Source organism: Micromonospora sp. NPDC050695, assembly GCF_040654415.1.
Taxonomy (GTDB): Bacteria; Actinomycetota; Actinomycetes; order Mycobacteriales; family Micromonosporaceae; genus Micromonospora.
Map to the genome: position 1 here is coordinate 399 of NZ_JBFAHZ010000060.1, position 21,048 is coordinate 21,446.

At 71.6% G+C, this 21,048-nt stretch carries 18 protein-coding genes; 7 read left to right on the forward strand and 11 right to left on the reverse strand.

Annotation, left to right across the window (positions count from 1 at the left end; genetic code table 11):
- Positions 1-208: 208 nt before the first annotated feature.
- From AB0H52_RS27775 to AB0H52_RS27785, 3 genes are all read right to left on the reverse strand, one after another.
- Complete coding sequence (locus AB0H52_RS27775) at positions 209-1,936, reverse strand: bifunctional metallophosphatase/5'-nucleotidase (RefSeq protein ID WP_151493130.1); 1,728 nt, start codon at positions 1,934-1,936, stop codon at positions 209-211.
- A 382-nt stretch (positions 1,937-2,318) separates the two neighbouring features.
- The gene (locus AB0H52_RS27780) at positions 2,319-2,969 is read right to left on the reverse strand and encodes a histone deacetylase (RefSeq protein ID WP_225854849.1); all 651 of its coding nucleotides are present in this window, start codon (positions 2,967-2,969) and stop codon (positions 2,319-2,321) included.
- A gap of 11 nt (positions 2,970-2,980) precedes the next feature.
- Positions 2,981-3,760 (reverse strand): phosphodiesterase, encoded by a 780-nt coding sequence (locus AB0H52_RS27785; protein WP_278125894.1) that lies wholly within the window; start codon positions 3,758-3,760, stop codon positions 2,981-2,983.
- Positions 3,761-3,926: 166 nt separating this feature from the next.
- On the opposite strand from AB0H52_RS27785, the gene AB0H52_RS27790 reads away from it, so the two are divergent.
- Positions 3,927-5,348: a sensor domain-containing diguanylate cyclase gene (locus AB0H52_RS27790; protein ID WP_151493132.1), complete on the forward strand. Its 1,422-nt coding sequence runs from the start codon at positions 3,927-3,929 to the stop codon at positions 5,346-5,348.
- A gap of 427 nt (positions 5,349-5,775) precedes the next feature.
- Here AB0H52_RS27790 and AB0H52_RS27795 read toward each other — a convergent pair whose 3' ends face one another.
- Positions 5,776-6,837 (reverse strand): aspartate-semialdehyde dehydrogenase, encoded by a 1,062-nt coding sequence (locus tag AB0H52_RS27795; protein WP_278125892.1) that lies wholly within the window; start codon positions 6,835-6,837, stop codon positions 5,776-5,778.
- Between the two features lie 5 nt (positions 6,838-6,842).
- Entirely contained in the window at positions 6,843-8,108 is a 1,266-nt protein-coding gene (locus AB0H52_RS27800; RefSeq protein ID WP_151491046.1) for an aspartate kinase, read from the reverse strand.
- A 257-nt stretch (positions 8,109-8,365) separates the two neighbouring features.
- Here AB0H52_RS27800 and AB0H52_RS27805 point away from each other — a divergent pair, with 257 nt between their 5' ends.
- Entirely contained in the window at positions 8,366-9,157 is a 792-nt protein-coding gene (locus AB0H52_RS27805; protein ID WP_225854613.1) for a hypothetical protein, read from the forward strand.
- A gap of 84 nt (positions 9,158-9,241) precedes the next feature.
- Positions 9,242-9,781, forward strand: coding sequence for a nitroreductase family protein (locus AB0H52_RS27810; RefSeq protein ID WP_151491047.1), 540 nt, complete (start codon positions 9,242-9,244; stop codon positions 9,779-9,781).
- 13 nt (positions 9,782-9,794) lie between these two features.
- On the opposite strand, the gene AB0H52_RS27815 is transcribed toward AB0H52_RS27810, so the two are convergent.
- Positions 9,795-10,787 carry a MarR family transcriptional regulator gene (locus tag AB0H52_RS27815; protein WP_357951167.1) on the reverse strand — a complete coding sequence of 331 codons (993 nt, stop codon included), beginning with the start codon at positions 10,785-10,787 and terminating at the stop codon, positions 9,795-9,797.
- A 71-nt stretch (positions 10,788-10,858) separates the two neighbouring features.
- Between AB0H52_RS27815 and AB0H52_RS27820 the strand changes: the two genes are divergently transcribed.
- Together AB0H52_RS27820 and leuA are read left to right on the forward strand one after the other, a co-directional pair.
- Positions 10,859-12,130 carry an MFS transporter gene (locus AB0H52_RS27820; RefSeq protein WP_357951170.1) on the forward strand — a complete coding sequence of 424 codons (1,272 nt, stop codon included), beginning with the start codon at positions 10,859-10,861 and terminating at the stop codon, positions 12,128-12,130.
- A 237-nt stretch (positions 12,131-12,367) separates the two neighbouring features.
- Positions 12,368-14,119 (forward strand): 2-isopropylmalate synthase, encoded by a 1,752-nt coding sequence (gene leuA / locus AB0H52_RS27825; RefSeq protein WP_357951173.1) that lies wholly within the window; start codon positions 12,368-12,370, stop codon positions 14,117-14,119.
- Between the two features lie 30 nt (positions 14,120-14,149).
- Here the strand turns inward: leuA and AB0H52_RS27830 are convergent, their stop codons facing one another.
- Positions 14,150-15,643 carry an MFS transporter gene (locus tag AB0H52_RS27830; protein WP_357951176.1) on the reverse strand — a complete coding sequence of 498 codons (1,494 nt, stop codon included), beginning with the start codon at positions 15,641-15,643 and terminating at the stop codon, positions 14,150-14,152.
- Positions 15,644-15,750: 107 nt separating this feature from the next.
- Here AB0H52_RS27830 and AB0H52_RS27835 point away from each other — a divergent pair, with 107 nt between their 5' ends.
- Both AB0H52_RS27835 and AB0H52_RS27840 read left to right on the forward strand, forming a co-directional pair.
- Positions 15,751-16,392 (forward strand): HNH endonuclease family protein, encoded by a 642-nt coding sequence (locus tag AB0H52_RS27835; RefSeq protein ID WP_357951179.1) that lies wholly within the window; start codon positions 15,751-15,753, stop codon positions 16,390-16,392.
- Positions 16,392-16,772, forward strand: a complete 381-nt coding sequence (locus tag AB0H52_RS27840) for a hypothetical protein (RefSeq protein ID WP_151491053.1) — start codon at positions 16,392-16,394, stop codon at positions 16,770-16,772. Before AB0H52_RS27835 ends, AB0H52_RS27840 begins: the two co-directional genes overlap by 1 nt.
- 54 nt (positions 16,773-16,826) lie before the next feature.
- On the opposite strand, the gene AB0H52_RS27845 is transcribed toward AB0H52_RS27840, so the two are convergent.
- The 4 genes from AB0H52_RS27845 to AB0H52_RS27860 form a co-directional block, all read right to left on the reverse strand.
- Positions 16,827-17,927: an oligopeptide/dipeptide ABC transporter ATP-binding protein gene (locus AB0H52_RS27845; RefSeq protein ID WP_357951182.1), complete on the reverse strand. Its 1,101-nt coding sequence runs from the start codon at positions 17,925-17,927 to the stop codon at positions 16,827-16,829.
- The gene (locus tag AB0H52_RS27850) at positions 17,924-18,910 is read right to left on the reverse strand and encodes an ABC transporter ATP-binding protein (RefSeq protein ID WP_151491055.1); all 987 of its coding nucleotides are present in this window, start codon (positions 18,908-18,910) and stop codon (positions 17,924-17,926) included. Before AB0H52_RS27850 ends, AB0H52_RS27845 begins: the two co-directional genes overlap by 4 nt.
- A 55-nt stretch (positions 18,911-18,965) precedes the next feature.
- The gene (locus tag AB0H52_RS27855; protein WP_225854614.1) at positions 18,966-19,925 is read right to left on the reverse strand and encodes an ABC transporter permease; all 960 of its coding nucleotides are present in this window, start codon (positions 19,923-19,925) and stop codon (positions 18,966-18,968) included.
- A gap of 65 nt (positions 19,926-19,990) precedes the next feature.
- Positions 19,991-20,998: an ABC transporter permease gene (locus tag AB0H52_RS27860; RefSeq protein WP_151491056.1), complete on the reverse strand. Its 1,008-nt coding sequence runs from the start codon at positions 20,996-20,998 to the stop codon at positions 19,991-19,993.
- Positions 20,999-21,048 lie beyond the last annotated feature (50 nt).

Here is a 21,048-nt window from a genome sequence, read left to right on the forward strand (position 1 = left end):
GGCCGAGCGAGCGCACGGGCCGAGCGAGCGCACGGGCCGAGCGAGCGCACGGGCCGAGCGAGCGCACGGGCCGAGCGAGCGCACGGGCCGAGCGAGCGCACGGGCCGAGCGAGCAGGCGGACGGGGCAGGGGCAGGGGCAGGGGCAGGGGAACGAGGCGGGCCCCGGAGCGGGGTGCTCCGGGGCCCGATCGTCGCGAGGTGCTTCCGTCAGGCGGCGGGGACCTCGGCGGTGGTGCGGATCCGATCCAGCGTCGGCGCGGCGACCGGCGACTGGGCGGTCAGGTACGCCACGAAGGCGTCCAGGTCGATCTGCCCGGTGACCAGGTTCGTGCCGGCGGTGAGGGCGCTGAAGCCGTCGCCGCCGCCGGCCAGGAAGTTGTTCACCGTCACCCGGTAGGTGGCGGCGGTGTCGACGGCGGTGCCACCGATGGTGAGGCTGCCCCGGACCACGCGGGTGCCGGCGCACGGGTCCGCTGTGGGGGCGGTGGTGCCGTTGAGGTCGACCACGTACCCCACGGTCGAGGACGGGTACAGCACCCGGCCGGTCACGAACTGCTGTTCCAGGACGCAGTAGAGCTGCGCGCCGGTCAGGTCCAGCGTCACCAGGTTGTTGGCGAACGGCTGCACCGTGAACGCCTCCTCGTAGGTGACCGTGCCGGCGTCGAGGTCGGCCCGAACCCCGCCCGGGTTCATGAAGGCGGCGACGGCGTTCTGCTCGTCGTCCGTGGCGGCGAGCTGCGCGTCGGCGATCAGGTTGCCCAGTGGCGACTCACCACATGAGGCCGGCACCTGATCCGAGCAGGTGGTGAGCAGGTTATCCCGCGTCTTGGTGATGGCGGTGCTGGTGACACCGACCTCGCGGCCGGCGACCGGGCCGAGCACCGTCTTGTACCGGTCGATCAACGCGGTTTGCTTCGGGTCCTTGGCGACGTCGCGGGTGACCACGACGTTGTTCGCGGCGGCGGAGAGCACGTCCCCGCTCCGACGGTCGATTTTGAGGTCGATGTCGGTGACGAGGCGGCCGAACGAGCTGGCGCTGGTGACCAGCTTGCCGTTGATGTTGCAGTTGTACGCCTGGTGCGTGTGACCGCTGACCACCACGTCGATCGAGGGGTCCATCCGGTTGGCGATGTCCACGATGGGCCCGGTCATGCCGACGCAGTCGTTGATGCCGCCGGTCGCCGCCTGGGCACCGCCCTCGTGCAGCAGCACGACGATCGTCTGCACGCCCTTGCGGCGCAGCTCACGGGCATACCGGTTGGCGGTCTCCGCCTCGTCGGCGAAGGTGAGGCCCGCGACGCCCTGCTGGCTGACGATCTGCGGGGTGCCCTCCAGGGTCATCCCGATGAAGCCGACCTTGACGCCCTGCACCTTGTGGATCGCGTACGGCGCCATCAGCGGCCGGCCGGTCGCGGTCTTGAAGGCGTTCGCGGACAGGTACGTGAAGCCGGCGCCCCGGTAGGGGGTGCCGTCGGCGCAGCCGTCGACCGGGTGGCAGCCACCGTTCTGGATCCGCAGCAGCTCGGCGGCGCCCTCATCGAACTCGTGGTTGCCGACGCTGGCGTAGTCCAGCCCCGCCATGCTGAGCGCCTCGATGGTCGGCTCGTCGTGGAACGCGGCGGAGAGCAGCGGGGACGCGCCGATCAGGTCACCGGCGGCGACCGTGATGGTGTTCTTCTTCTTGGCTGCGGCGCGCAGCTCGGCCAGGTGCGTCGCGAGGTATTCGACGCCACCCGCGGGCTGCCCGGCGATGGTGCCGCTGGAACCGGTGGGTGGTTCGAGGTTGCCGTGGAAGTCGTTGAGTGCCAGCAGGGTGACGTCGACCGGCTTCGGCCGCGCGTCGGCCTGCTCGGGGGTGGTGGCGACCGCGCCGAGCGCGGCCACCGCGAGTGCGGTCAGGCCGACAGCGGCCCGACGCATCCCGGAACTGGACATGAAACTCCTCGTGAGAATCGGCGCGTGCGGTGGTCGGCCTGTGGGTCGACCGGCCGCCCGTCGACGCCGTCGGAAGGATCGATCATGCTTGGCGGCGGTTGGATCGCCGCCCGCCCGGCCAGCCTCTCATCCGGACGCTCACCCGTCGAGCCGAGCAGCGCGGCAGAGCTGCGAATACGTTCCTCCGGCTGGTGACGTGGAGATGACCGGCGGCCCAACGCGCCACGTCGGCGCTCGATCGCACCAGACGCGGCCGTCGAACGCACGCTCATCCGCGGCCGCGGCCGCCGCGGCCGCGGGCGGCGGCCGCGGCCGCGGGCGCGGCGGGGGCGGCGGTGGCGGCGGGGGCGGCGACAATCCAGACTGGACGAACCGCAGGCGATCAGTCGACCGTGAGCGCCTCGATGACCAGGGCTGCGACGGCATCGGGCGGCCAGCCGTCCGCGACCCCGGGCCGGCATGCCAGGTAGTCGGCGATCCGCTCGGCCGGCCAGCCGTGCGACTCGCGCAGCCCTCGGGCGATCATGCTGAGGTAGATCGACGCCGGTGGACGGCACCGCACGGCGGACGCCGGCTCGGGGGCCGTGAAGGTGAGCAGCGGGACACCGTCGAGGCTGCCCGGGCAGACCAGCGTCTCGTAGCGGCCGGGGCCCAGCGTGGCCCGCCCGTTGGCGACGGCCGCGTCGATCGCCGCGCCGGTCGCCGGGATGAGGTCGGTGGTGTGGCCGGCTGGGCGGTACATCTCCTGGGCCGCGATGTCGGTGAACTGCTCGACGGTGACCAGGTAGGCGCGGGCCGCGGCGACACCCGGCAGTTGCGGGTCGTAGAACGCCATCCCGCCGGTCCAGGCACGGGACGCGCCGGCGAAGTAGATCCCACCCGGCAGCGACACCGGCACCGACCGGCTCGGCGGGCGGCGATCCCGACAACCGGGGTACGTCCGCAGCCCGCCGGGCGGGCACCCGCCGCCGATGTACCACGCCAACCGGGCGGCGTGCATGTTCGAGCCGTACGCGACGTACCAGACGAGCACGACGGGTGCTTTCAGAAGCCGCAGGTCTGGGCGGCGGAGTGGCTGACCTGCACGGTGTGCGTCACGCATCCGCCGGATTCGACCCGGTGCAGAAGGAAGGCGGTGGGTTCGGCGACCCAGCCGATCTGCTCGTCGACGGCCATGGTGAGGGTGCTCTGCTTCAGGGTGCTGGGGGCGACGGTGAGCACCGTGCCGGCGTACCCCGTGGTGACCGGGCGGTGCAGGTGCCCGGCGGCGACCCGCACGACGTGCCGGTGCCGGCCGATCACCTCGGCCAGCGCGTCGCCGTCGGCGAGCCGGATGGCGTCGGCCGCCGGAATGCCGACCGCGACCGGCGGGTGGTGCAGGCAGACCACGGCGGGCACCTCGGGCCGACCGGAGAGGACGCCGTCGAGCCAGGCGAGCTGCTCCTCGCCGAGCTGGCCGCCTCCGCTGCCGGGGGTCAGCGAGTCGAGCACCACGATGGTCGCCGCCTCATGATCGACGTGGTAGTAGGCGGAGAATCCGCCGCCGAGCCAGGGCGTGCCGCCGAACGCGTCGAGCAGCGACTCCCGGTCGTCGTGGTTGCCGGCGACCAGGTAGACCGGGAGGGGGAACGGGCCGATCAGCTCCCGCAGGGCTGCGTACTCGTCGGGGCGGCCATGGTCGACCAGGTCACCGGTGATCACCACGCAGTCGGGTCGCGGTCGCAGGGCCAGCACCCGGCCGAGCGCGCGATGCAGCCCGGCGGCCGGGTCGGCGGCGAGCAGGCCGGTGGTCAGATGCGGATCACTGAGCTGGGCGATGAGCACGGGCTCGCCTCCTCGGCGCCGGGGGCTCCACGCTATCGCCCGCCGTCTGTCCCCACAGGCTGCGTCCACAGCCTGTGGATAGCACATGTGTACGAAGCTCGGCCGGTCCCGCCACGGCGTGAGTACCCTTGATCGCGCCGACCCCCCTACCTGGAACGACGTGCGAGTGGATCATCAGCAAGTCATCCGCGACGTCACCGTCCGCCTGCCGATGGCGTCGACCACGCCGGAGGCCTGCCGGTGGACGGTCACCGCGCTGTCCCGCCACACCTCCGCAACGATCTCTGTGCTGCTCGAGGTGCACGATCGGCTGCGCTGCATCGCGGCGGCCGGCGCCTGGCAGGTGTTCGCCACCGTGCCGGCGCGGACCGGAATCGTCGGTCGGGTGTACGCCAGCGGCGCCACGGCCGTCGTCCCGGACGTCACCACCGATCCGGACTACCTCCCGGTACGCCCCGACGTCACCGCCGAGTTGTGCGTGCCGGTCACCGATCCGGCCGGCCGGACCATCGGCGTACTCGACCTGCAATGGACCCACCCCGTCGACCTGACGCCGTGGCGGGAGACCGCGCAGCGGCTGGCCGCCCGGCTCGGTGCCCGGATCACCGCCCTCGGCGGCCCACCGGCGGAGAGCCGCAGCGAGAAGCTGCTCCGGCACACCGCCGCGCTCTCCTCCGCGCCGACCGAGGGCGACGTGCTGGGCGTGGCGACCTGCGCCGCCCGGGAGGTCTCCACCCTGTCCACGGCGGTGCTGCTGATCGCCGACGCCGGAGAGGTCCGGCTCGGGCCACCGCCGCCGACCCCGGGTGAGCTGGAGACCCGGATCCGGGCGGAACTGGCCGGGGCGGAGCCGGCGGCGCTCGCCCGGATGATCGAGCGTGCACACCGGTACGGCGCCGGCTACACCCTGGGCGAGGTGGGCCACCCGCCGACGGAGGACTACGAGCCGCTGACCCGGGCCGGGGTACGCACACTGGTCGCCGTCCCGGTCGGCCCGCCCGATGCCGGAGGGGTCCTGCTGGTCGCCGACGAGCGGTCCCTGCGCCCGGACCCGACCACGGTCAGCCTCATGGAACTGCTCGCCGGGCAGGCCTGGACGAACCTGGACCGGTTGCGCACCCTCGCGCGCCTACGGGAACAGGCCAGCTCCGACCCGCTGACCGGATTGCGGCACACCGGCCCCTTCGGGCAGCGGATCGCGGCGGCCACCCCGGGGCGTACGGCGCTGCTGGCGATCGACGTGGACGGCTTCAAGACCGTCAACGACACGTACGGCCACCAGGCCGGCGACCAGGTGCTGGTCGGGCTGGCCCGGGCCCTGGAGGGGGCGCTGCGGCACGGCGACGAGCTGTACCGGATCGGCGGCGACGAGTTCGTCGCGGTGATCGAGGTGAGCCGCCCGGAGGAGGCGGTACGGATCGCCGAGCGGCTGACCGAGGCGGCCCGGCGCACGGGCCGCACGATCAGCGTGGGCGTGGCACTCCCGCACCCCGGCGAGTCCCCCGAACGCACCCTCCGCAGAGCCGACCAGGCCCTCTACGCGGTAAAACGCCAAGGCCGAGACGGCGTACACCTCTCCGCCGCCTAACCGCACCCACCCCGTCACCCACCCACCCAGCTCCACCCCACCCGCGCCCCACCCCACCCGCGCCCCACCCCACGCCCACACCCGCGCCCCGCCCCGCCCCACCCCACCCCACCCCACCCCACCCCCGTCGATCATGGAGTTGTGGTGCCTCACAAAACGGGCACCGAAGGATGAGCCGCCCACCACAACTCCATGATCGACGCGACCCCAACGCGATCTTGCACTTTGGGTTGTCGTTTGTCCTGTTCATCCCGCTTCGGACCGCAGAATCTGCAAGATCGGCGCAGGCGGGGCGGCGGGCAGGGCGCGGGGCAGGGTGGGCGCGGGGCAGGGAGGGCGCAGGGTGGGCGCGGGGCAGGGAGGGCGCAGGGTGGGCGCGGGGCAGGGAGGGCGCAGGGTGGGCGCGGGGCAGGGAGGGCCCGGGGGGTTACGGGGTTTTTAGCTCTTTGGCTAGTAGTTCGGCTATCTGGGCTGTGTTCAGGGCTGCGCCCTTGCGGAGGTTGTCGCCGGTGATGAAGAGGTCCAGGGCGCGGGGGTCGTCCAGGGCGCGGCGGATCCGGCCCACCCAGGACGGGTCGGTGCCGACGGCGTCGATCGGCATCGGGAACTCGCCCGCGGCCGGATCGTCGACCACGATCACCCCGGGGGCGTTGCGTAGTGCCTCGCGGGCACCCTCGGCGTCGACCTCGGTGGCGAAGTTGGCGTGCACGGCCACCGAGTGGCCGGTGACCACGGGCACCCGTACGCAGGTGGCGGACACCTTGAGGTCGGGCAGGCCGAGGATCTTGCGGGACTCGTTGCGGATCTTCATCTCTTCCGACGACCAGCCGCTGTCGGCGGGTGAGCCGGCCCAGGGCACCACGTTGAGCGCGAGCGGCGCCGGGAACGGGCCCAGGTCGTCGCCGACGGCCTGGCGTACGTCGCCGGTGCGTGAGCCGAGCAGTCGGTCTCCGGCGACCTTGGTGAGCTGGTCGTGCAGGATGTCGACGCCGGCCTGACCGGCACCGGAGACGGCCTGGTACGAGGCGATCACCAGCTCCCGTAGGCCGTACTCGCGGTGCAGCGGCGCCACCGCGATGATCATCGCGAGGGTGGTGCAGTTGGCGTTCGCGATGATGCCCCGGGGGCGGTTGCGAACCTGCTCGGGGTTGATCTCGGGAACCACCAACGGGACGTCCCGGTCCATCCGGAAGGCACCGGAGTTGTCCACGACGATCGCGCCACGGGCGACCGCGACCGGTGCCCACTCGGCGGAGACCTCGTCGGGCACGTCGAACATCGCCACGTCGACGCCGTCGAACGCTTCCGGGGTCAGCGCCTGGACGACGAGTTCCTCACCTCGGCAGCGGACCCGCCGCCCGACCGAGCGTTCGGAGGCAAGCAGACGGATCTCACCCCAGACGTTGCGGCGCCCGGTGAGCAGCTCACACATCACGGTGCCGACGGCACCGGTCGCTCCGACCACGGCGAGGGTGGGCAGCGCCGCCATCGGCGCTACCTACCCGTCCCCGCGTAGACCACGGCTTCGGTGTCCCCGCCCAGCTCGAACGCGTCGTGGATGGCGCGTACGGCGGCGTCGAGGTCGGTGTCCCGGCAGACCACGGAGACCCGGATCTCGGATGTGGAGATCATCTCGATGTTGACCCCGGCTGCACCGAGGGCGGCGAAGAACCCGGCGGCCACCCCCGGGTGCGAGCGCATACCGGCACCGATCAGCGAGACCTTGCCGACGTGGTCGTCGTACAACAGGCCCTTGAACTTGACCGGTTCCTGGATCTTGCTGAGCGCGGCCATCGCGGTCGGGCCGTCGGCCTTGGGCAGCGTGAACGAGATGTCCGTGCGGCCGGTGCCCTCGGTGGAGACGTTTTGCACGATCATGTCGATGTTGATCTCGGCGCCGGCGACGGTGTCGAAGATCCGCGCGGCGGCACCCGGCTCGTCGGGCACCCCGACGATTGTGATCTTGGCTTCGCTGCGGTCGTGCGCGACTCCGGTGATCAGTGCCTGCTCCACGGAAAGGTCCTCCATCGATCCGGTGACCATCGTGCCGGTGTTGGTCGAGTATGACGAACGGACGTGGATCGGCAACCCCGCCCGCCGGGCGTATTCCACGCTACGCAGGTGCAGCACCTTCGCGCCGCAGGCGGCCAGCTCCAGCATCTCCTCGTAGGTGATGTGCCGGATGTGTCGCGCGTTGGGCACGATCCGCGGGTCGGCGGTGAAGATGCCGTCCACGTCGGTGTAGATCTCGCAGACGTCGGCGTGCAACGCGGCGGCGAGCGCCACGGCGGTGGTGTCCGATCCGCCGCGGCCCAGCGTGGTGACGTCCTTGGTGTCCTGCGAGACGCCCTGGAATCCGGCCACGATGACCACCGAGCCCTCGTCGAGCGCGCCCTTGAGCCGCCCCGGGGTGACGTCGATGATCCGCGCCCGGCCGTGCACCGAGGTGGTGATCACGCCGGCCTGCGAACCGGTGAACGAGCGGGCTTCGTACCCCAGGTTGTGGATGGCCATGGCCAGCAGGGCCATGGAGATCCGCTCCCCGGCGGTGAGCAGCATGTCCAGTTCGCGGCCCGGCGGCAGCGGGCTGACCTGGTTGGCCAGGTCGAGCAGCTCGTCGGTGGTGTCCCCCATCGCGGAGACCACCACCACCACGTCGTCGCCGGCCTTGCGGGCGGCGACGATGCGCTCGGCCACCCGCTTGATCCGCTCGGCATTGGCGACGGAGGACCCGCCGTACTTCTGCACCACGAGTGCCACGACGGTGCACTCCCTCCCAGCGACCCTGAGCGTGCCGACGCCGCCGGAACCGGGGCCGGCGGCGCGTGTCAGACCCCTCCAGGGTATCCGGCGGGTAACGACGCCGGGTCAGGTGATCCCACCATCCGGCCCGCCCGGCACGGCCGGCCCCGGCTGACCAGGGCGGCGGTACGCCGGGGGCGGCGTTCCCGACACGCCGGAGCGGGCCGGGTACACGCCGGTCCCCACCAGCCTCCGCCACCCACCAGAATGAGCCGGTGCCCGTCCTCATCCGCTCGGCCGGCCGCCTGCTCGGGCCGCTCGTGTTCGTCCTGCCGGCAGCCCTGGTCGCCTGTACCGGTGAGCAGCCTCCCGCCCCGCCGCCCACCGACAGCCCGCCGGCGCAGGTGGACGCGGCCCGGGACGAGTTGGCCGCGCTCGCGGCGGCGGCCCAGGATCGCCGCCTGGTGGCGCAGTACGTCTACAGCCGGACCGGCCAACCGGACCGCACCGTCGTGTTCGCCAGCGCGAACGACGGCACCTGGCGGGTGGACGTGCCCGGTGGCGCGCTGGGTGGCACCGTCGACGTCTCGTTGGCCGCCACCGCCGACGGGCTGTTCCAGTGCGCCCTGCCGTCGGCCGTTCGGTCCGAGCCGGCGAGCTGCGTACGCGTCGGGGAGCGCGACGAGCCCATTGCCCGCCGGCTGGACCCTCGGGTCCAGCACCCGCTGACCGACTGGCTGGACGTGCTCACCGACCGGCGGGCCCCGCTCGCGGTCGCCCCGGCCGCCACGCCGGAGGGCCTGACCGGCACCTGCTACTCGGTGGACTCCACGTCGGCCTCGCTGAACGCCCCGCTGGATGTCGGCATCTACTGCTACGACCGGGACGGCACACCGACCGGTGTGCGGACGGAGGCCGGGACGCTGCGGCTGGCCGCGCCGCCCGGGCCGCCTCCGGCCACCGTGCAGTTGGCCGGCCCGGTGATCGACGGCGACCCGCTCGGCACCGCGGCTCCGCCGACGCCGACCGCCGATCCGTCGGGCAGCCCGAGCGCGGGAACGTCCTGATCGTCGTCCCGTTACGGGTGCTCTTGACCACATTCTGCCAACCCCCACCCAAAGGGAAAATCGCCCATACGGGACTATTCTCGTATGGCCCACCTGACCCCGCTGCTCGCCTACCGCTGGAGCCCACTGGCGTTCCACCCCTCCGACGAGCTGAGCGCGGCCGATGCCGCCTCGCTGCTGGAGGCGGCCCGCTGGGCACCGTCGCTGGGCAACCGGCAACCCTGGCGTTTCACCCTCGGCCACCGCGACGACGAGACCTGGAAGCGGATCCTGGTCAACCTGCCCGAGCGTGAGCAGCGCTGGGCGCACCGGGCTGCCGCGCTGCTGCTCGCCGCGCACGTCGACACCGACGCGGCACCGGCCGACGGGGTCGTCTACGACCTGGGCCAGGCGGTCGCCCACCTCACCGTGCAGGCCACCGCGCTCGGGCTGCACGTCCGCCAGGTCCTCACCGTGGACCGCGCCGGACTCGCCGCCGACCTGCACCTTCCCGCCGACGTGCGGCCGTACGCGGTGGTGGCCGTCGGGCAACTGGGCGACCCGCTCAGCCTCCCGGCCGACCTGGTTGCCGAGGAGACCGGCCTGCGTCGCCGCCGCCCCCTGGCCGACCTGCTGCTCGGCTGATCGGTCGGCAAAGCTAACCGCCGCGGCTGGCGCGCAGAAGGACCGCGGCGGCCTCGGTGTTGCGATAGAGGACGTGCCGACCCTGGCGGGACCGGGAGACCAGGCCGGCGGCGTGCAGCGCGCCGAGGTGCTGGGACACCCCTCCGGCGGACATCCCGGTGAGTCGGGCCAGGTCGGTGGTGGTCGTCGCCGCGTCGAGCAGGTGCAGCAGGGCGGCCCGGCCCGGGCCGACCACCCGCGCCAGGGGGTCTCCGGGTGGCGGCGCCGTTCCCTCCCAGAGCGTTCCGACGGCCCGGACCGGGTACGCGCCGGCCGGCAACGAATCCTCCAGCAGGTTCCACAGCACCCGCCGTTCGGTGAACACCGTCGGGTTCAGCGCCAGCCCACGACCTCGGAGGTCGAAGTCCCGCCCGAACGGGTCGTCGCTGATCACCCGGTCACCGTGCCAGCGCAGGCTCGGGTGGAGCTGCTCGAAGAACCGACCGGCACCACCCTCGGCGAGCTGGGCGGCCCGGTACGCCACGTCGGCGTCGAGCAGCGCCCGCATCCGGGGCCAGTCCGGGGCGATCGCCTCGTCGTACCAGACCCGCAGTGCGTCGACCAGCTGTGGCAGCAGCCCACGGGGGTCGGCAAGCAGTGCCTGCCCGAACGGACTCAGCGGCCGGCGCGCGGTGGTCGACAGCAGATCCTGGATTACCACTGCCGGCGACGTCGCCGCGATCTGGTCGAGCTGCTCGGCCATCTCCACGTTCGGCCGGGCCGCCGGGGTGAGGAAGTCGGGCAGCCAGGAACGCGGCCGGGCCAGCTCCACCAGCGGTCGGACCCGGGCGGCCACCTCGGGACGACGCAGAGTCACCCGGGCGCGGTCGATCCAGGGCAGATGCACCGGGTAGTGGACCGGGCTGGCCAGCGCCCACATGCTCATGACCGTCTCGTTGGCCGGCGACACGGCGAGCCGCACTCCCGCCACGTCGGCCAGGCTGAACCGCAACTCGGACACACGCACCCCCGACTCAGGATTCGGCCCAGCCTAAAAGAGTCGACCGGAACCATGGGGGCAGAGTTCACTCAGCGGCCATGGGGGCCAGAGACACCATCCGTACCGCCGTCCGAAACGTCGTACCGCCGGCCGGGCTGACCCGCGCCCTGGCCGTGCAGTCGATGGTCTACGCCGTCGGCAGCGGCCTGTTCCACGCCGGCAGCGCCGTCTTCTTCACCCGGGCGCTGGGGCTCAGCGCCGCCCAGGTCGGGCTGGGGCTGTCCATCGCGGCGGGGGTGTCGCTGCTGGGCACCGTGCCGCTGGGCGGGCTCACCGACCGGTACGGGCCGCAGCGGGTCTGGGTGGTCGGGCTGGTGCTGGACGCGGCGCTCTTCGCGACGTACCCGTTCGTGGGCGGCTTCGCCGGGTTCCTCGCCGTGGTGGTGGCGCTGGCGGTCGTGGACGCGTCGACCGGCGTGGCCCGGCAGGTCTACTCGATCAACGCGCTCCCCCCGGCCGAACGGGTCACGGCGATGGCGTACCAGCGGTCGTCGTTGAACGTCGGCTTCGGTCTGGGCGCGGTGATCAGCGGCCTGGTGCTGGCGGTGGACACGATCGAGGCGTACCGGGGGATGGTCTGGTTCATCTCGACGGTCTTCCTGGTGACGGCTCTGTTCGTACGGCGACTGCCCCGGCTGGCCCACGCGACCCGGCCCACGGAGCCGATGAGTCGGCTCGCCGTGCTGCGGGACCGCCCGTTCATGACGGTGTCCCTGCTCTCCGGGTTGCTCACCGCGCACGGGGTGCTCTACCTGACGGTGATGCCGCTCTGGATCCTCACCCACACCGACGCCCCGAAGACGGTGATCGCCGCCCTGGTGCTGCTCAACACGGTCCTGATCGTGCTGCTCCAGGTACGCGTCAGCCGGGGCGCCGACACCGCCTCGGGCGCGGCGAGGGCCTCCCGCCGCGGTGGCCTGCTGATCGCCCTGGCCTGCCTGGTCCTGCCGATCTCCGGGCTCACCCGGGGCCCGCTCACCGTCGTGTTGCTGGTGGCCGCCGCGACGCTGCTGATCCTGGCCGAGCTGATCCAGTCGGCGGGTGCCTGGGGGCTCACCGCCACCCTCCCGCCGGACGAGCAGCGCGGCGCGTACGTGGGCGCGTTCCGGCTCGGCTCCCAGGTGCAGTACCTGATCGCCCCGGCCGGGCTGACCGCGCTCGGCGTGACCACGGGTGGCTGGGGCTGGTTCCCGGCGGCAGCGATCTTCGTGCTGATGGGGCTGGCGATCGTACCGGCGGTGGCCTGGGCCACACGGACGCCGCGACTGGGTGCCGCGGCCCCGGAGCAGACCATGACGCCGGTCCCATAGTCCGGACCTATCTTTCAACCCTCCGTTTCATCACGTAGGGTGACTTGGTCATGTGGCGGGCGCTTCTTCTCCTTAGCCGCCGCGACGAGGCCTGACCGGCCGGCACCTCGTCGCGGAGTTGCATCGCGCCGTCCAGCACATCTGAGTTTCCTCTCGGCACCGCCGCGCACCGTCGCCCGGCAACTCGCCGACACCTTCCGATCTGCTGACGCCACCTGTTCCAGGGAGCAATCTGAGATGGCTCAACCTGTCACCGACGCTGACACCGATCCGATCGCCCGGCAGCGCCCGAGCCGGATGCCGTACCACCGCTACCAGCCCTACCGCGAGCAGTTCCGGGTCGACCTGCCGGACCGCACCTGGCCCACCCGGCACGTCGACGCCGCGCCACGCTGGTGCGCCGTGGATCTCCGCGACGGCAACCAGGCGCTGATCGACCCGATGTCGCCCGAGCGCAAGCGGCGGATGTTCCAGCTGCTGGTGCAGATGGGCTACAAGGAGATCGAGGTCGGCTTCCCGTCGGCCAGCCAGACCGACTTCGACTTCGTCCGGCAGCTCATCGAACAGGACATGATCCCGGACGACGTCACCATCCAGGTGCTCACCCAGTGCCGGGAGCACCTGATCGACCGGACGTTCGAGTCGCTGCGCGGGGCGAAGCGGGCGATCGTGCACTTCTACAACTCGACCTCCACCCTCCAGCGACGGGTGGTCTTCGGCCTGGACAAGGACGGCATCGCCGACATCGCCACCACCGGCGCCCGGCTCTGCCAGAAGTACGCCGAGATCCACACCCCGGACACCGACATCTACTACGAGTACTCGCCGGAGTCCTACACGGGCACCGAGCTGGAGTACGCGCTGGAGGTCTGCTCCCGGGTGATCGACGTGATCGACCCGACGCCCGACCGGCCGCTGATCATCAACCTGCCGGCCACGGTCGAGATGGCCACGCCGAACGTGTACGCCGACTCGATCGAGTGGATGCACCGGCACCTGCCGCGCCGCGACAGCGTGGTGCTGAGCCTGCACCCGCACAACGACCGGGGCACCGGGGTGGCCGCCGCCGAGCTGGGCCTGCTCGCCGGCGCGGACCGCATCGAGGGCTGCCTGTTCGGCAACGGTGAGCGCACCGGCAACGTCGACCTGGTGACGCTGGGGCTCAACATCTTCTCCCAGGGCATCGACCCGATGATCGACTTCTCGAACATCGACGAGGTCCGCCGGGCCGTCGAGTACTGCAACCAACTGCCGGTGCACGAGCGCCACCCGTACGCGGGTGACCTGGTCTACACGGCCTTCTCCGGCTCACACCAGGACGCCATCAAGAAGGGCTTCGACGCCCTCACCGCCGACGCGAAGGCCGCCGGCGTACCGGTTGACGAGCACACCTGGGCGGTGCCGTACCTGCCGATCGACCCGAAGGACCTGGGCCGCACCTACGAGGCCGTCATCCGGGTCAACTCGCAGTCCGGCAAGGGCGGCATCGCGTACATCATGAAGAGCGAGCACCAACTGGACCTGCCGCGCCGGCTCCAGATCGAGTTCTCCGGTGTGGTGCAGCAGGTCACCGACCACAACGGCGGCGAGGTCGACCCGGCCGCCATGTGGGAGATCTTCGCGACCCACTATCTGCTCGACCACCAGCGCGACCCGGCGGTCCGGCTGGCCGGCTACACGATCCGCACCACCGACGGCAAGGTCGAGATCGAGGCCGAGGTCGGTGTGGGCACCGAGCAGCGGTCGCTCACCGCGGTCGGCAACGGCCCGATCGACGCGTACGTCAACGCGCTCCAGTCGGTCGGGGTGGGCGTACGGGTGCTCGACTACCACGAGCACGCGCTGTCCTCCGGCGGGGACGCGCAGGCCGCCGCGTACGTGGAGTGCGAGGTGGACGGTCGGACGGTCTGGGGTGTCGGCACCGACGCCAACATCGTCACCGCCTCGATCAAGGCGGTCACCAGCGCCGTCAACCGCGCTCGCAGCTGACGCGCTCGCCACACCCCCGAGGTGGGTTTCCTACCTCGGGGGTGTGGCAGCGGGCATCGAGTGGCAGGGCTGCGACGGTGGGGCCGCGCGGGGTGGCCGGTGGACCAGCACGAGGGCCAGCACCGCGCCGGCCAGCAGCAGCCCCGCGCACCAGGCCAACGAGCCGCGGTAGGCGTTCGCCAGCTCCGTCTTCTGCTCGTATCCGCCGCCGGAGAGGCCGACGAGCAGCGGCAGTGCGGCCACCGCGAGCAGACCGCCGGCCCGGGAGGCGGCGTTGTTGAAGCCGCTGGCCACTCCGGAGAACCGGTCCTGGACGGCGGCCAGCACCGACGCGGTCAGCGGTGCCACCACCAGGGTCAGCCCGACGCCGAACAGCAACACCCCGGGCAGCACGTCGGTCCAGTACGACGCACCGGGCCGCACGCCGCGCAGCAGCAGCAGACCGGCGGCGGCGATGATCGGCCCGACGGTCAGCGGCAGCCGGGGGCCGATCCGCGCCGCCAGCGCGCCGGCCCGCGCCGATCCGACCAACAGCAGCAGGGTCATCGGCAGCAGCGCGATGCCGGTACGCAGGGCCGACCACTCGACGACGTTCTGCAGGTAGACGGCGAAGAAGAAGGTGAACCCGCTGAGCGCCGCGTAGACCACCACGGTGAAGATGTTCAGCACCGAGAAGAGGCGGCTGCCGAACAGCCCGGTGGGCAGCATCGCCGTGTCACCGCGCCGCCGTTCCACCAGCACGAAGGCCACCGCCGCCAGCACGCCGACGAGCGCCGCGACCAACACCGGCGCCGACGCGAACCCGCGGACGGGCGCGTCGATCAGCGCGTACGTGACGCCGGCGAGCGCGAGCGCCCCGAGCAGTGCCCCGGCCACGTCGAACCGACGCCGGGTGCGGCCCGGCCCGTGCGTACGGGAGACGTTCTCGTCGCGGCTCTCCGGCACCCAGCGCAGCGCGGCCAGCAGGACCAGTACGGCGATCGGCAGGTTGAGGAAGAAGATCCACCGCCAGGACAGCGCGTCGATCAGCCAGCCGCCGATGAACGGCCCCAACGCCGTGGACACCCCGGACAGCCCCGCCCACGCGCCGATCGCCCGGCCCCGGTCGTCCGGGTGGAAGCTGGCCTGGAGCACCGACAGCGAGCCGGGGGTGAGCAGCGCGCCGCCCGCGCCCTGGAGGATCCGGGCCGCGATCAGCATGCCGGTGTCCTGGGACAGGCCGCACAGCACCGAGGCGACGGTGAACCAGAGCACCCCGATCAGGAAGATCCGCCGCCGGCCGAAGCGGTCCCCGAGGGATCCGCCGAGCAGGACGAACGCGGCCAGCATCAGCAGGTACCCGTTGACGGTCCACTGGAGATCGGCCACGTTCGCCCCGAGGTCCTGGCCGAGTTTCGGCAGTGCCACGTTGACGACCGTGCTGTCCAGGAAGACCATGCCGGAGGCGAGCACCGCGGCGAGCAGCGTTCCTCGGCCTGCGGCGGTGCCCATCCGCAGCGCGGGTGCCGGTACGGGTGCGGTCATCCCACCAATCTGCCTTGCAGGATGTGGGAGACGCCACGAAACGCCGAAACCATGCCCGGGTACTGTGCGCAATCGCCGGGAGCCCGCAAGCTGGAGAGGTGTCGTCTGTGCGTACCAGATCAGGACAGCGTGCGTCGGTGGCCGCGCTCGTCGCGGCGCTGGCGCTCGGCGTGGCCGGTTGCGTCCCGCCCGAGGAGCCCGAGTCGACGCCGCCACCGGGTGGCGGCGGCAACGCCGTCGAGCAGTTGGGCCAGCTGACCGTCGCCAGCGCCGGCTCGATGAAGGGCTACAGCCGGGAACGCTTCCCGCACTGGCGGGACACCGGCAAGAACTGCGACGTGCGGGACAGCATCCTGCAACGCGACGGTAAGGACGTGAAGCTCTCCGGCTGCAACGTGGTCGGGGGTCGCTGGGAGAGCGTGTACGACGGCCGCAGCGCGACCGATCCCTCCGACGTGGACATCGACCACATGGTGCCGTTGGCCAACGCGTGGCGTTCGGGCGCCGACGAGTGGGACGACGCGAAGCGCGGCGACTTCGCCAACGACACGACACGTCCGCAGCTCATCGCGGTTTCCGCGTCCTCCAACCGGGCAAAGGGTGACCAGGACCCGTCCCAGTGGAAGCCGGCAAACCGGTCGTACTGGTGTCAATACGCCAAGAGCTGGGTGACGGTCAAGCACCACTGGCGGCTGACGGTGACCACTGCCGAGAAGGCCGCCCTGACCGACCTGCTGGAGGGCTGTTGATGAGCGAGGAAGCGGCGACAGACGCGGACAACGCGCCGTCCACAGCCGGGATGACCGCCGACGGCACCGGCGACACGCCGGCCGCGGTGCCGGGGGCCGGCATGGTCGCCGACTCGACCGGCGCCAGTGCCCCGCAGAGCCGCAGCGCCGACATCGTGCCCGGTCCGGGTGGGGTGATGACCGACGAGGTCGGCGTCGTCACCGGCGAGTTGACGCTGCGCACCGAGTACGCGGACGGCAAGGTCACCCTGCGGGTGCAGTACAAGGACGCGGATGAGTGGTACGCGGTGACCGGCGGGACGGTCGCGCTGGCCGACCCGGCAGGGCTGGACGCGGTGCACGGCGTGGCCGTGGCACTGCTGCACCGCCCCGAGGGCTGAGCCGCCCGCCGTACGACCTGAGGGGCCGCCCGGTGACGGACGGCCCCTCAGGTGTCACGGGGTCGGGATCAGCTCGCCCGGCGGGTCGAGTGGGCCGGTGCCCTCCACCGGGCGGACCAACTCCACCTCGACCTCGTGCGGCCGGATCCGGCCGGCGGCGATGTCCTCGGCGAAGTGGCAGGCCACCCGGTGCCCGCCGACCACGTCGCGCAGTTCCGGCCGCTCGTCGGCGCACCGGGTCGGCTGCGCCCACGGGCACCGGGTGTGGAACCGGCAGCCCGACGGCGGGTTGGTCGGCGACGGCAGGTCACCGGCGAGCAGGATCCGCTCCCGGCGGTCCTCCACCACCGGGTCCGGCACCGGCACCGCGGACATGAGCGCGCGCGTGTACGGGTGCATCGGCTCGCGGTAGAGGTCGTCGCTGGACGCCTCCTCCACCAGCCCACCCAGATACATCACGCCCACCGTGTCGGCGATGTGCCGCACCACCGCCAGGTCGTGCGCGATGATCAGGTAGGTCAGGCCGCGCTCGTTCTGCAGGTCCTCCAGCAGGTTGAGCACCTGGGCCTGGATCGACACGTCCAGCGCGGAGACCGGCTCGTCGGCGACGATCAGGTCCGGGTTGAGCACCAGCGCCCGGGCGATGCCGATGCGCTGGCGCTGGCCGCCGGAGAACTCGTGCGGGTACTTGCTGAGAGCCGACGCGGGAAGGCCGACCGCCTCCAGCGTCTCGCGCAGCCGACGGTTCGTCGCGGCCTTGTCGCCGGCCAACCCGTGCGCCTTGAGCCCCTCCACCAGCAGCGACTCCACCGACTGCCGGGGGTCGAGGCTGGACAGCGGGTCCTGGAAGATCATCTGCATGCGGCGGCGGGCGTGCCGCATCGCCTCGCCCTTGAGAGCGCGGACGTCGGTGCCGTCGAAGATGATCTCGCCGTCGGTGGGTTCGACGAGCCGCAGCAGGCCACGACCCAGCGTCGACTTGCCGCAGCCCGACTCGCCCACCAGGCCGTACGTCTCACCCTTGCGGATGCTCAGCGACACGCCGTCCACGGCGTAGACGTAGCCGACGGTCCGGTCGAAGAGCAGGCCACTCTTGATCGGAAAGTGGACCTTGACGTCACGCAGCTCGATCAGGGGACCGGTCTGGTCGGTCATCGGGCCGCCACCTCCTCGGAGACGGGGTTGTTGCAGCGGAGGTCGCCACCGGTGGCAGTGGGTTCGAGCGGCGGAGGCCCTTCCAGGCACGCGTCCACGACGTTGTCGCAGCGCGGCGCGAACGCGCACCCCTCGGCCCACGGGATGTTGTCGGAGACCGACCCGCGGATCGCGTGCAGCCGCTCACCGCGCGGCGAGTCCAGCCGGGGCACCGAGTTGAGCAGCCCGTGGGTGTACGGGTGCCGTGCGTGCGCGAACAGCTCGTGCCGTCGCGCCCGCTCGACCACCTTGCCGCCATAGAGCACGTTGACGGTGTCGCAGAGCCCGGCCACCACGCCCAGATCGTGCGTGATCATGACGAGCGCGGTGCCGGTCTCGTCGACCAACTGCTTGAGCAGGGTGAGGATCTGCGCCTGGATGGTCACGTCGAGCGCGGTCGTCGGCTCGTCGGCGATCAGCAGTCGCGGCTTGCAGGCCAGCGCGATGGCGATCAGCGCGCGCTGCCGCATGCCGCCGGAGATCTGGTGCGGGTATTCGCTGAGTCGCCGCTGCGGGTCGGGGATGCCGACCGCGTCGAGCAGGTCCCGCGCCTCCCGCAGCGCCTGCTTGCGGTCCCGGCCCTGGTGGCGTTCCAGCACCTCGGCCACCTGCACACCGATCGGGATGACCGGGTTCAACGACGACAGGGGGTCCTGGAAGATCATGCTGATCTCCCGGCCCCGCCGGTCACGCATGTCGTCCGGTCGCAGCTTCAGCAGGTCGGTGCCCTCGAAGAGCACCTCCCCGGTGACCTTGTTGCCCCGCTTGGGCAGCAGGCCCATGATGGCCAGGCTGGTCACGCTCTTGCCGCAGCCGGACTCGCCGACCAGGCCGACGGTCTGCCCCGGCTCCACGGTGAAGCTGACCTTGTCGACGGCGGTGAAGGGCCGCTCGCCTCGCCGCTGGAACACCACGCTCAGGTCACGGACGTCGAGCAGGCTCATCGGGTCACTTCCTCTCGCCGGCAGAGGCCGGCCGTGCTGGTTGCGCGCACCGCGATCACCGCCGGTTCTTCGGGTCGATCGCCTCACGCATCGCCTCACCCAGCAGGGTGAAGCCGAGCGCGACCACGATGATCGCGAGCGCCGGGTAGTACGCCAGTTCCGGTCGGACCTCGAAGTACCGCTGACCGTCCACGCCCAGCATCAGACCCCACTCGGCCCGGTTGATGTCCGGGTCGCCGAGGCCCAGGAAGGAGAGCGCCGCGGCGTCCAGGATGGACACCGCGAAGGTCAGGGTGGCCTGCACGATCACCGCGGTCAGCGAATTGGGCAGCATGTGCCGCAGCACGATGTTGCGCTCCTTGACGCCGAGCGCGCGGGCGGCGAGCACGTGGTCGCTCTCCCGCTGGGCCAGCATGGAGCCGCGCAGCAGTCGGGCGAAGATCGGCACGCTCACGATCGCCACCGCGAAGATCACCGTCCACTGACTCGACCGGCTCGCCATCGCGACGAGCGTGATCGCGAGCAGCAGGCTCGGCAGGGCCAGCATCACGTCGGTGAGTCGCATCAGAACCACGTCGATCCAGCCGCCGAAGGCACCGGCGATCGCGCCGATCAGCACACCGAGCACCAGGCCGATGAGGGTGGCGAGCACGCCGACGAAGAGCGTCTGACGGGCGCCGTAGATCATCCGGGACAGGAAGTCCCGACCGAGCGGGTCGGAACCGAACGGGAAGTCGCCGCTGGCACCCGGGATCGAGTCCACGGTGAGGTTCTTCGTCAGCTCGTCGAAGCGCTGTACCGGGTCGTGCGGCGCGATCAGCGGGGCGAAGATCGCCACCAGGATGAACAGGCCGACGATGCTGGCCCCGACGATGGCGACCGGGTTGCGCCGCAACCGACGCACGGCGTCCCGGACTAGGCTGACCCCGCCCCGGTCGGACGCACTCGCCCGGGCCAGTTCGTCCAGCCGGGCCTTCTTGCGGTCGCCGAGCACGCCGATGCTGCGCTCGCTCATGCCGGGGCGTGGTTTGTCGTCCCCACTACGGGGTGCCGGCGCTCCGGCCTGGATGATCGGATCACTCATCGCACACGCACCCTCGGGTCGATGAAGGCGTAGGAGAGGTCGACCAGCAGGTTGACCACCACGAAGACCAGCGCGGCGAGCAGGATGATCGCCTGGAGCACCGGGTAGTCCCGGCCGCCGCTGATCGAGTCCGTGATCAGCGTGCCGAGGCCGCCCCAGTTGTAGACCTTCTCGGTGAGCACCGCGCCGGAGAGGAGCGCGCCGGTCTGCAGACCGATGGTGGTGACGACCGGCAGCAGCGCGTTGCGCAGGATGTGCCGGCCCCGGATGGTGCGATGCCGCAGGCCCTTGGCCTCGGCGGTCCGCACGTAGTCCTCGTTGAGCACGTCGAGCACGCTGGCCCGGGTGATCCGCACGATCACGGCCAGCGGGATCGTGGCCAGCGTGATCGCCGGCAGGATCAGGTGCCACAACGCGTCGGCGCTGGCGTCGAACTCCCGGGTCAGCAGGCCATCGAGGACGAAGAACCCGGTGACGTTCGTGTTGTCCAGTCCGGTGGTGAGCCGTCCGGACGGCGGGAACCAGTGGATGTTCTGCGTGAAGACGTCCTTGAGCAGGTAGCCCAGGAAGAAGATCGGAATCGAGATGCCAAGCAGGGTGCCTGCGATGGTGAGGTTGTCCGGCCAGCGCCCCCGCCAGCGCGCGGCGAGATACCCCAACGGCACCCCGAGCCCGACGGCGATGATCATCGCGGCGATGGCCAGCTCGATGGTGGCCGGAAAGGCACGGCTGATGACCTCGGTGACCGGGTCACCGGTCCGGATCGAGTTGCCGAAGTCGCCGGTGAGGACTCGCTGCATGAACTTGCCGTACTGCACCAGGATCGGCTGGTCGTAGCCGAGCGCCTTGGTCAGCAGGGCGCGGCGCTCCGGCGTGGCCCGCTCGCCGAGGAGCGCCTCGACGGGACCGCCGGGCAGATTCCGCAGCCAGATAAAGATCAGCGCCGACAGGGCTATGAGGGTCACCACCAACTGCAGCAGGCGGCGGACTATGACTCGCAACATCTCTCACACCAGACTCTCGATGGTCGCGGAATCGGCCCGGGCAGGGGAGA

Excerpts from the sequence above, each read along its gene's own strand:
- AB0H52_RS27850 (WP_151491055.1), bottom strand. The coding sequence starts at position 18,910 with ATGAGCCTGCTCGACGTCCGTGACCTGAGCGTGGTGTTCCAGCGGCGA.
- AB0H52_RS27795 (WP_278125892.1), bottom strand. The coding sequence starts at position 6,837 with ATGGCGGCGCTGCCCACCCTCGCCGTGGTCGGAGCGACCGGTGCCGTC.
- AB0H52_RS27845 (WP_357951182.1), bottom strand. The coding sequence starts at position 17,927 with ATGACCGACCAGACCGGTCCCCTGATCGAGCTGCGTGACGTCAAGGTC.
- AB0H52_RS27860 (WP_151491056.1), bottom strand. The coding sequence starts at position 20,998 with ATGTTGCGAGTCATAGTCCGCCGCCTGCTGCAGTTGGTGGTGACCCTC.
- AB0H52_RS27820 (WP_357951170.1), top strand. The coding sequence starts at position 10,859 with ATGGGGGCCAGAGACACCATCCGTACCGCCGTCCGAAACGTCGTACCG.
- AB0H52_RS27840 (WP_151491053.1), top strand. The coding sequence starts at position 16,392 with ATGAGCGAGGAAGCGGCGACAGACGCGGACAACGCGCCGTCCACAGCC.
- AB0H52_RS27855 (WP_225854614.1), bottom strand. The coding sequence starts at position 19,925 with ATGAGCGAGCGCAGCATCGGCGTGCTCGGCGACCGCAAGAAGGCCCGG.
- AB0H52_RS27830 (WP_357951176.1), bottom strand. The coding sequence starts at position 15,643 with ATGACCGCACCCGTACCGGCACCCGCGCTGCGGATGGGCACCGCCGCA.
- AB0H52_RS27810 (WP_151491047.1), top strand. The coding sequence starts at position 9,242 with ATGGCCCACCTGACCCCGCTGCTCGCCTACCGCTGGAGCCCACTGGCG.
- leuA (WP_357951173.1), top strand. The coding sequence starts at position 12,368 with ATGGCTCAACCTGTCACCGACGCTGACACCGATCCGATCGCCCGGCAG.
- AB0H52_RS27775 (WP_151493130.1), bottom strand. The coding sequence starts at position 1,936 with ATGTCCAGTTCCGGGATGCGTCGGGCCGCTGTCGGCCTGACCGCACTC.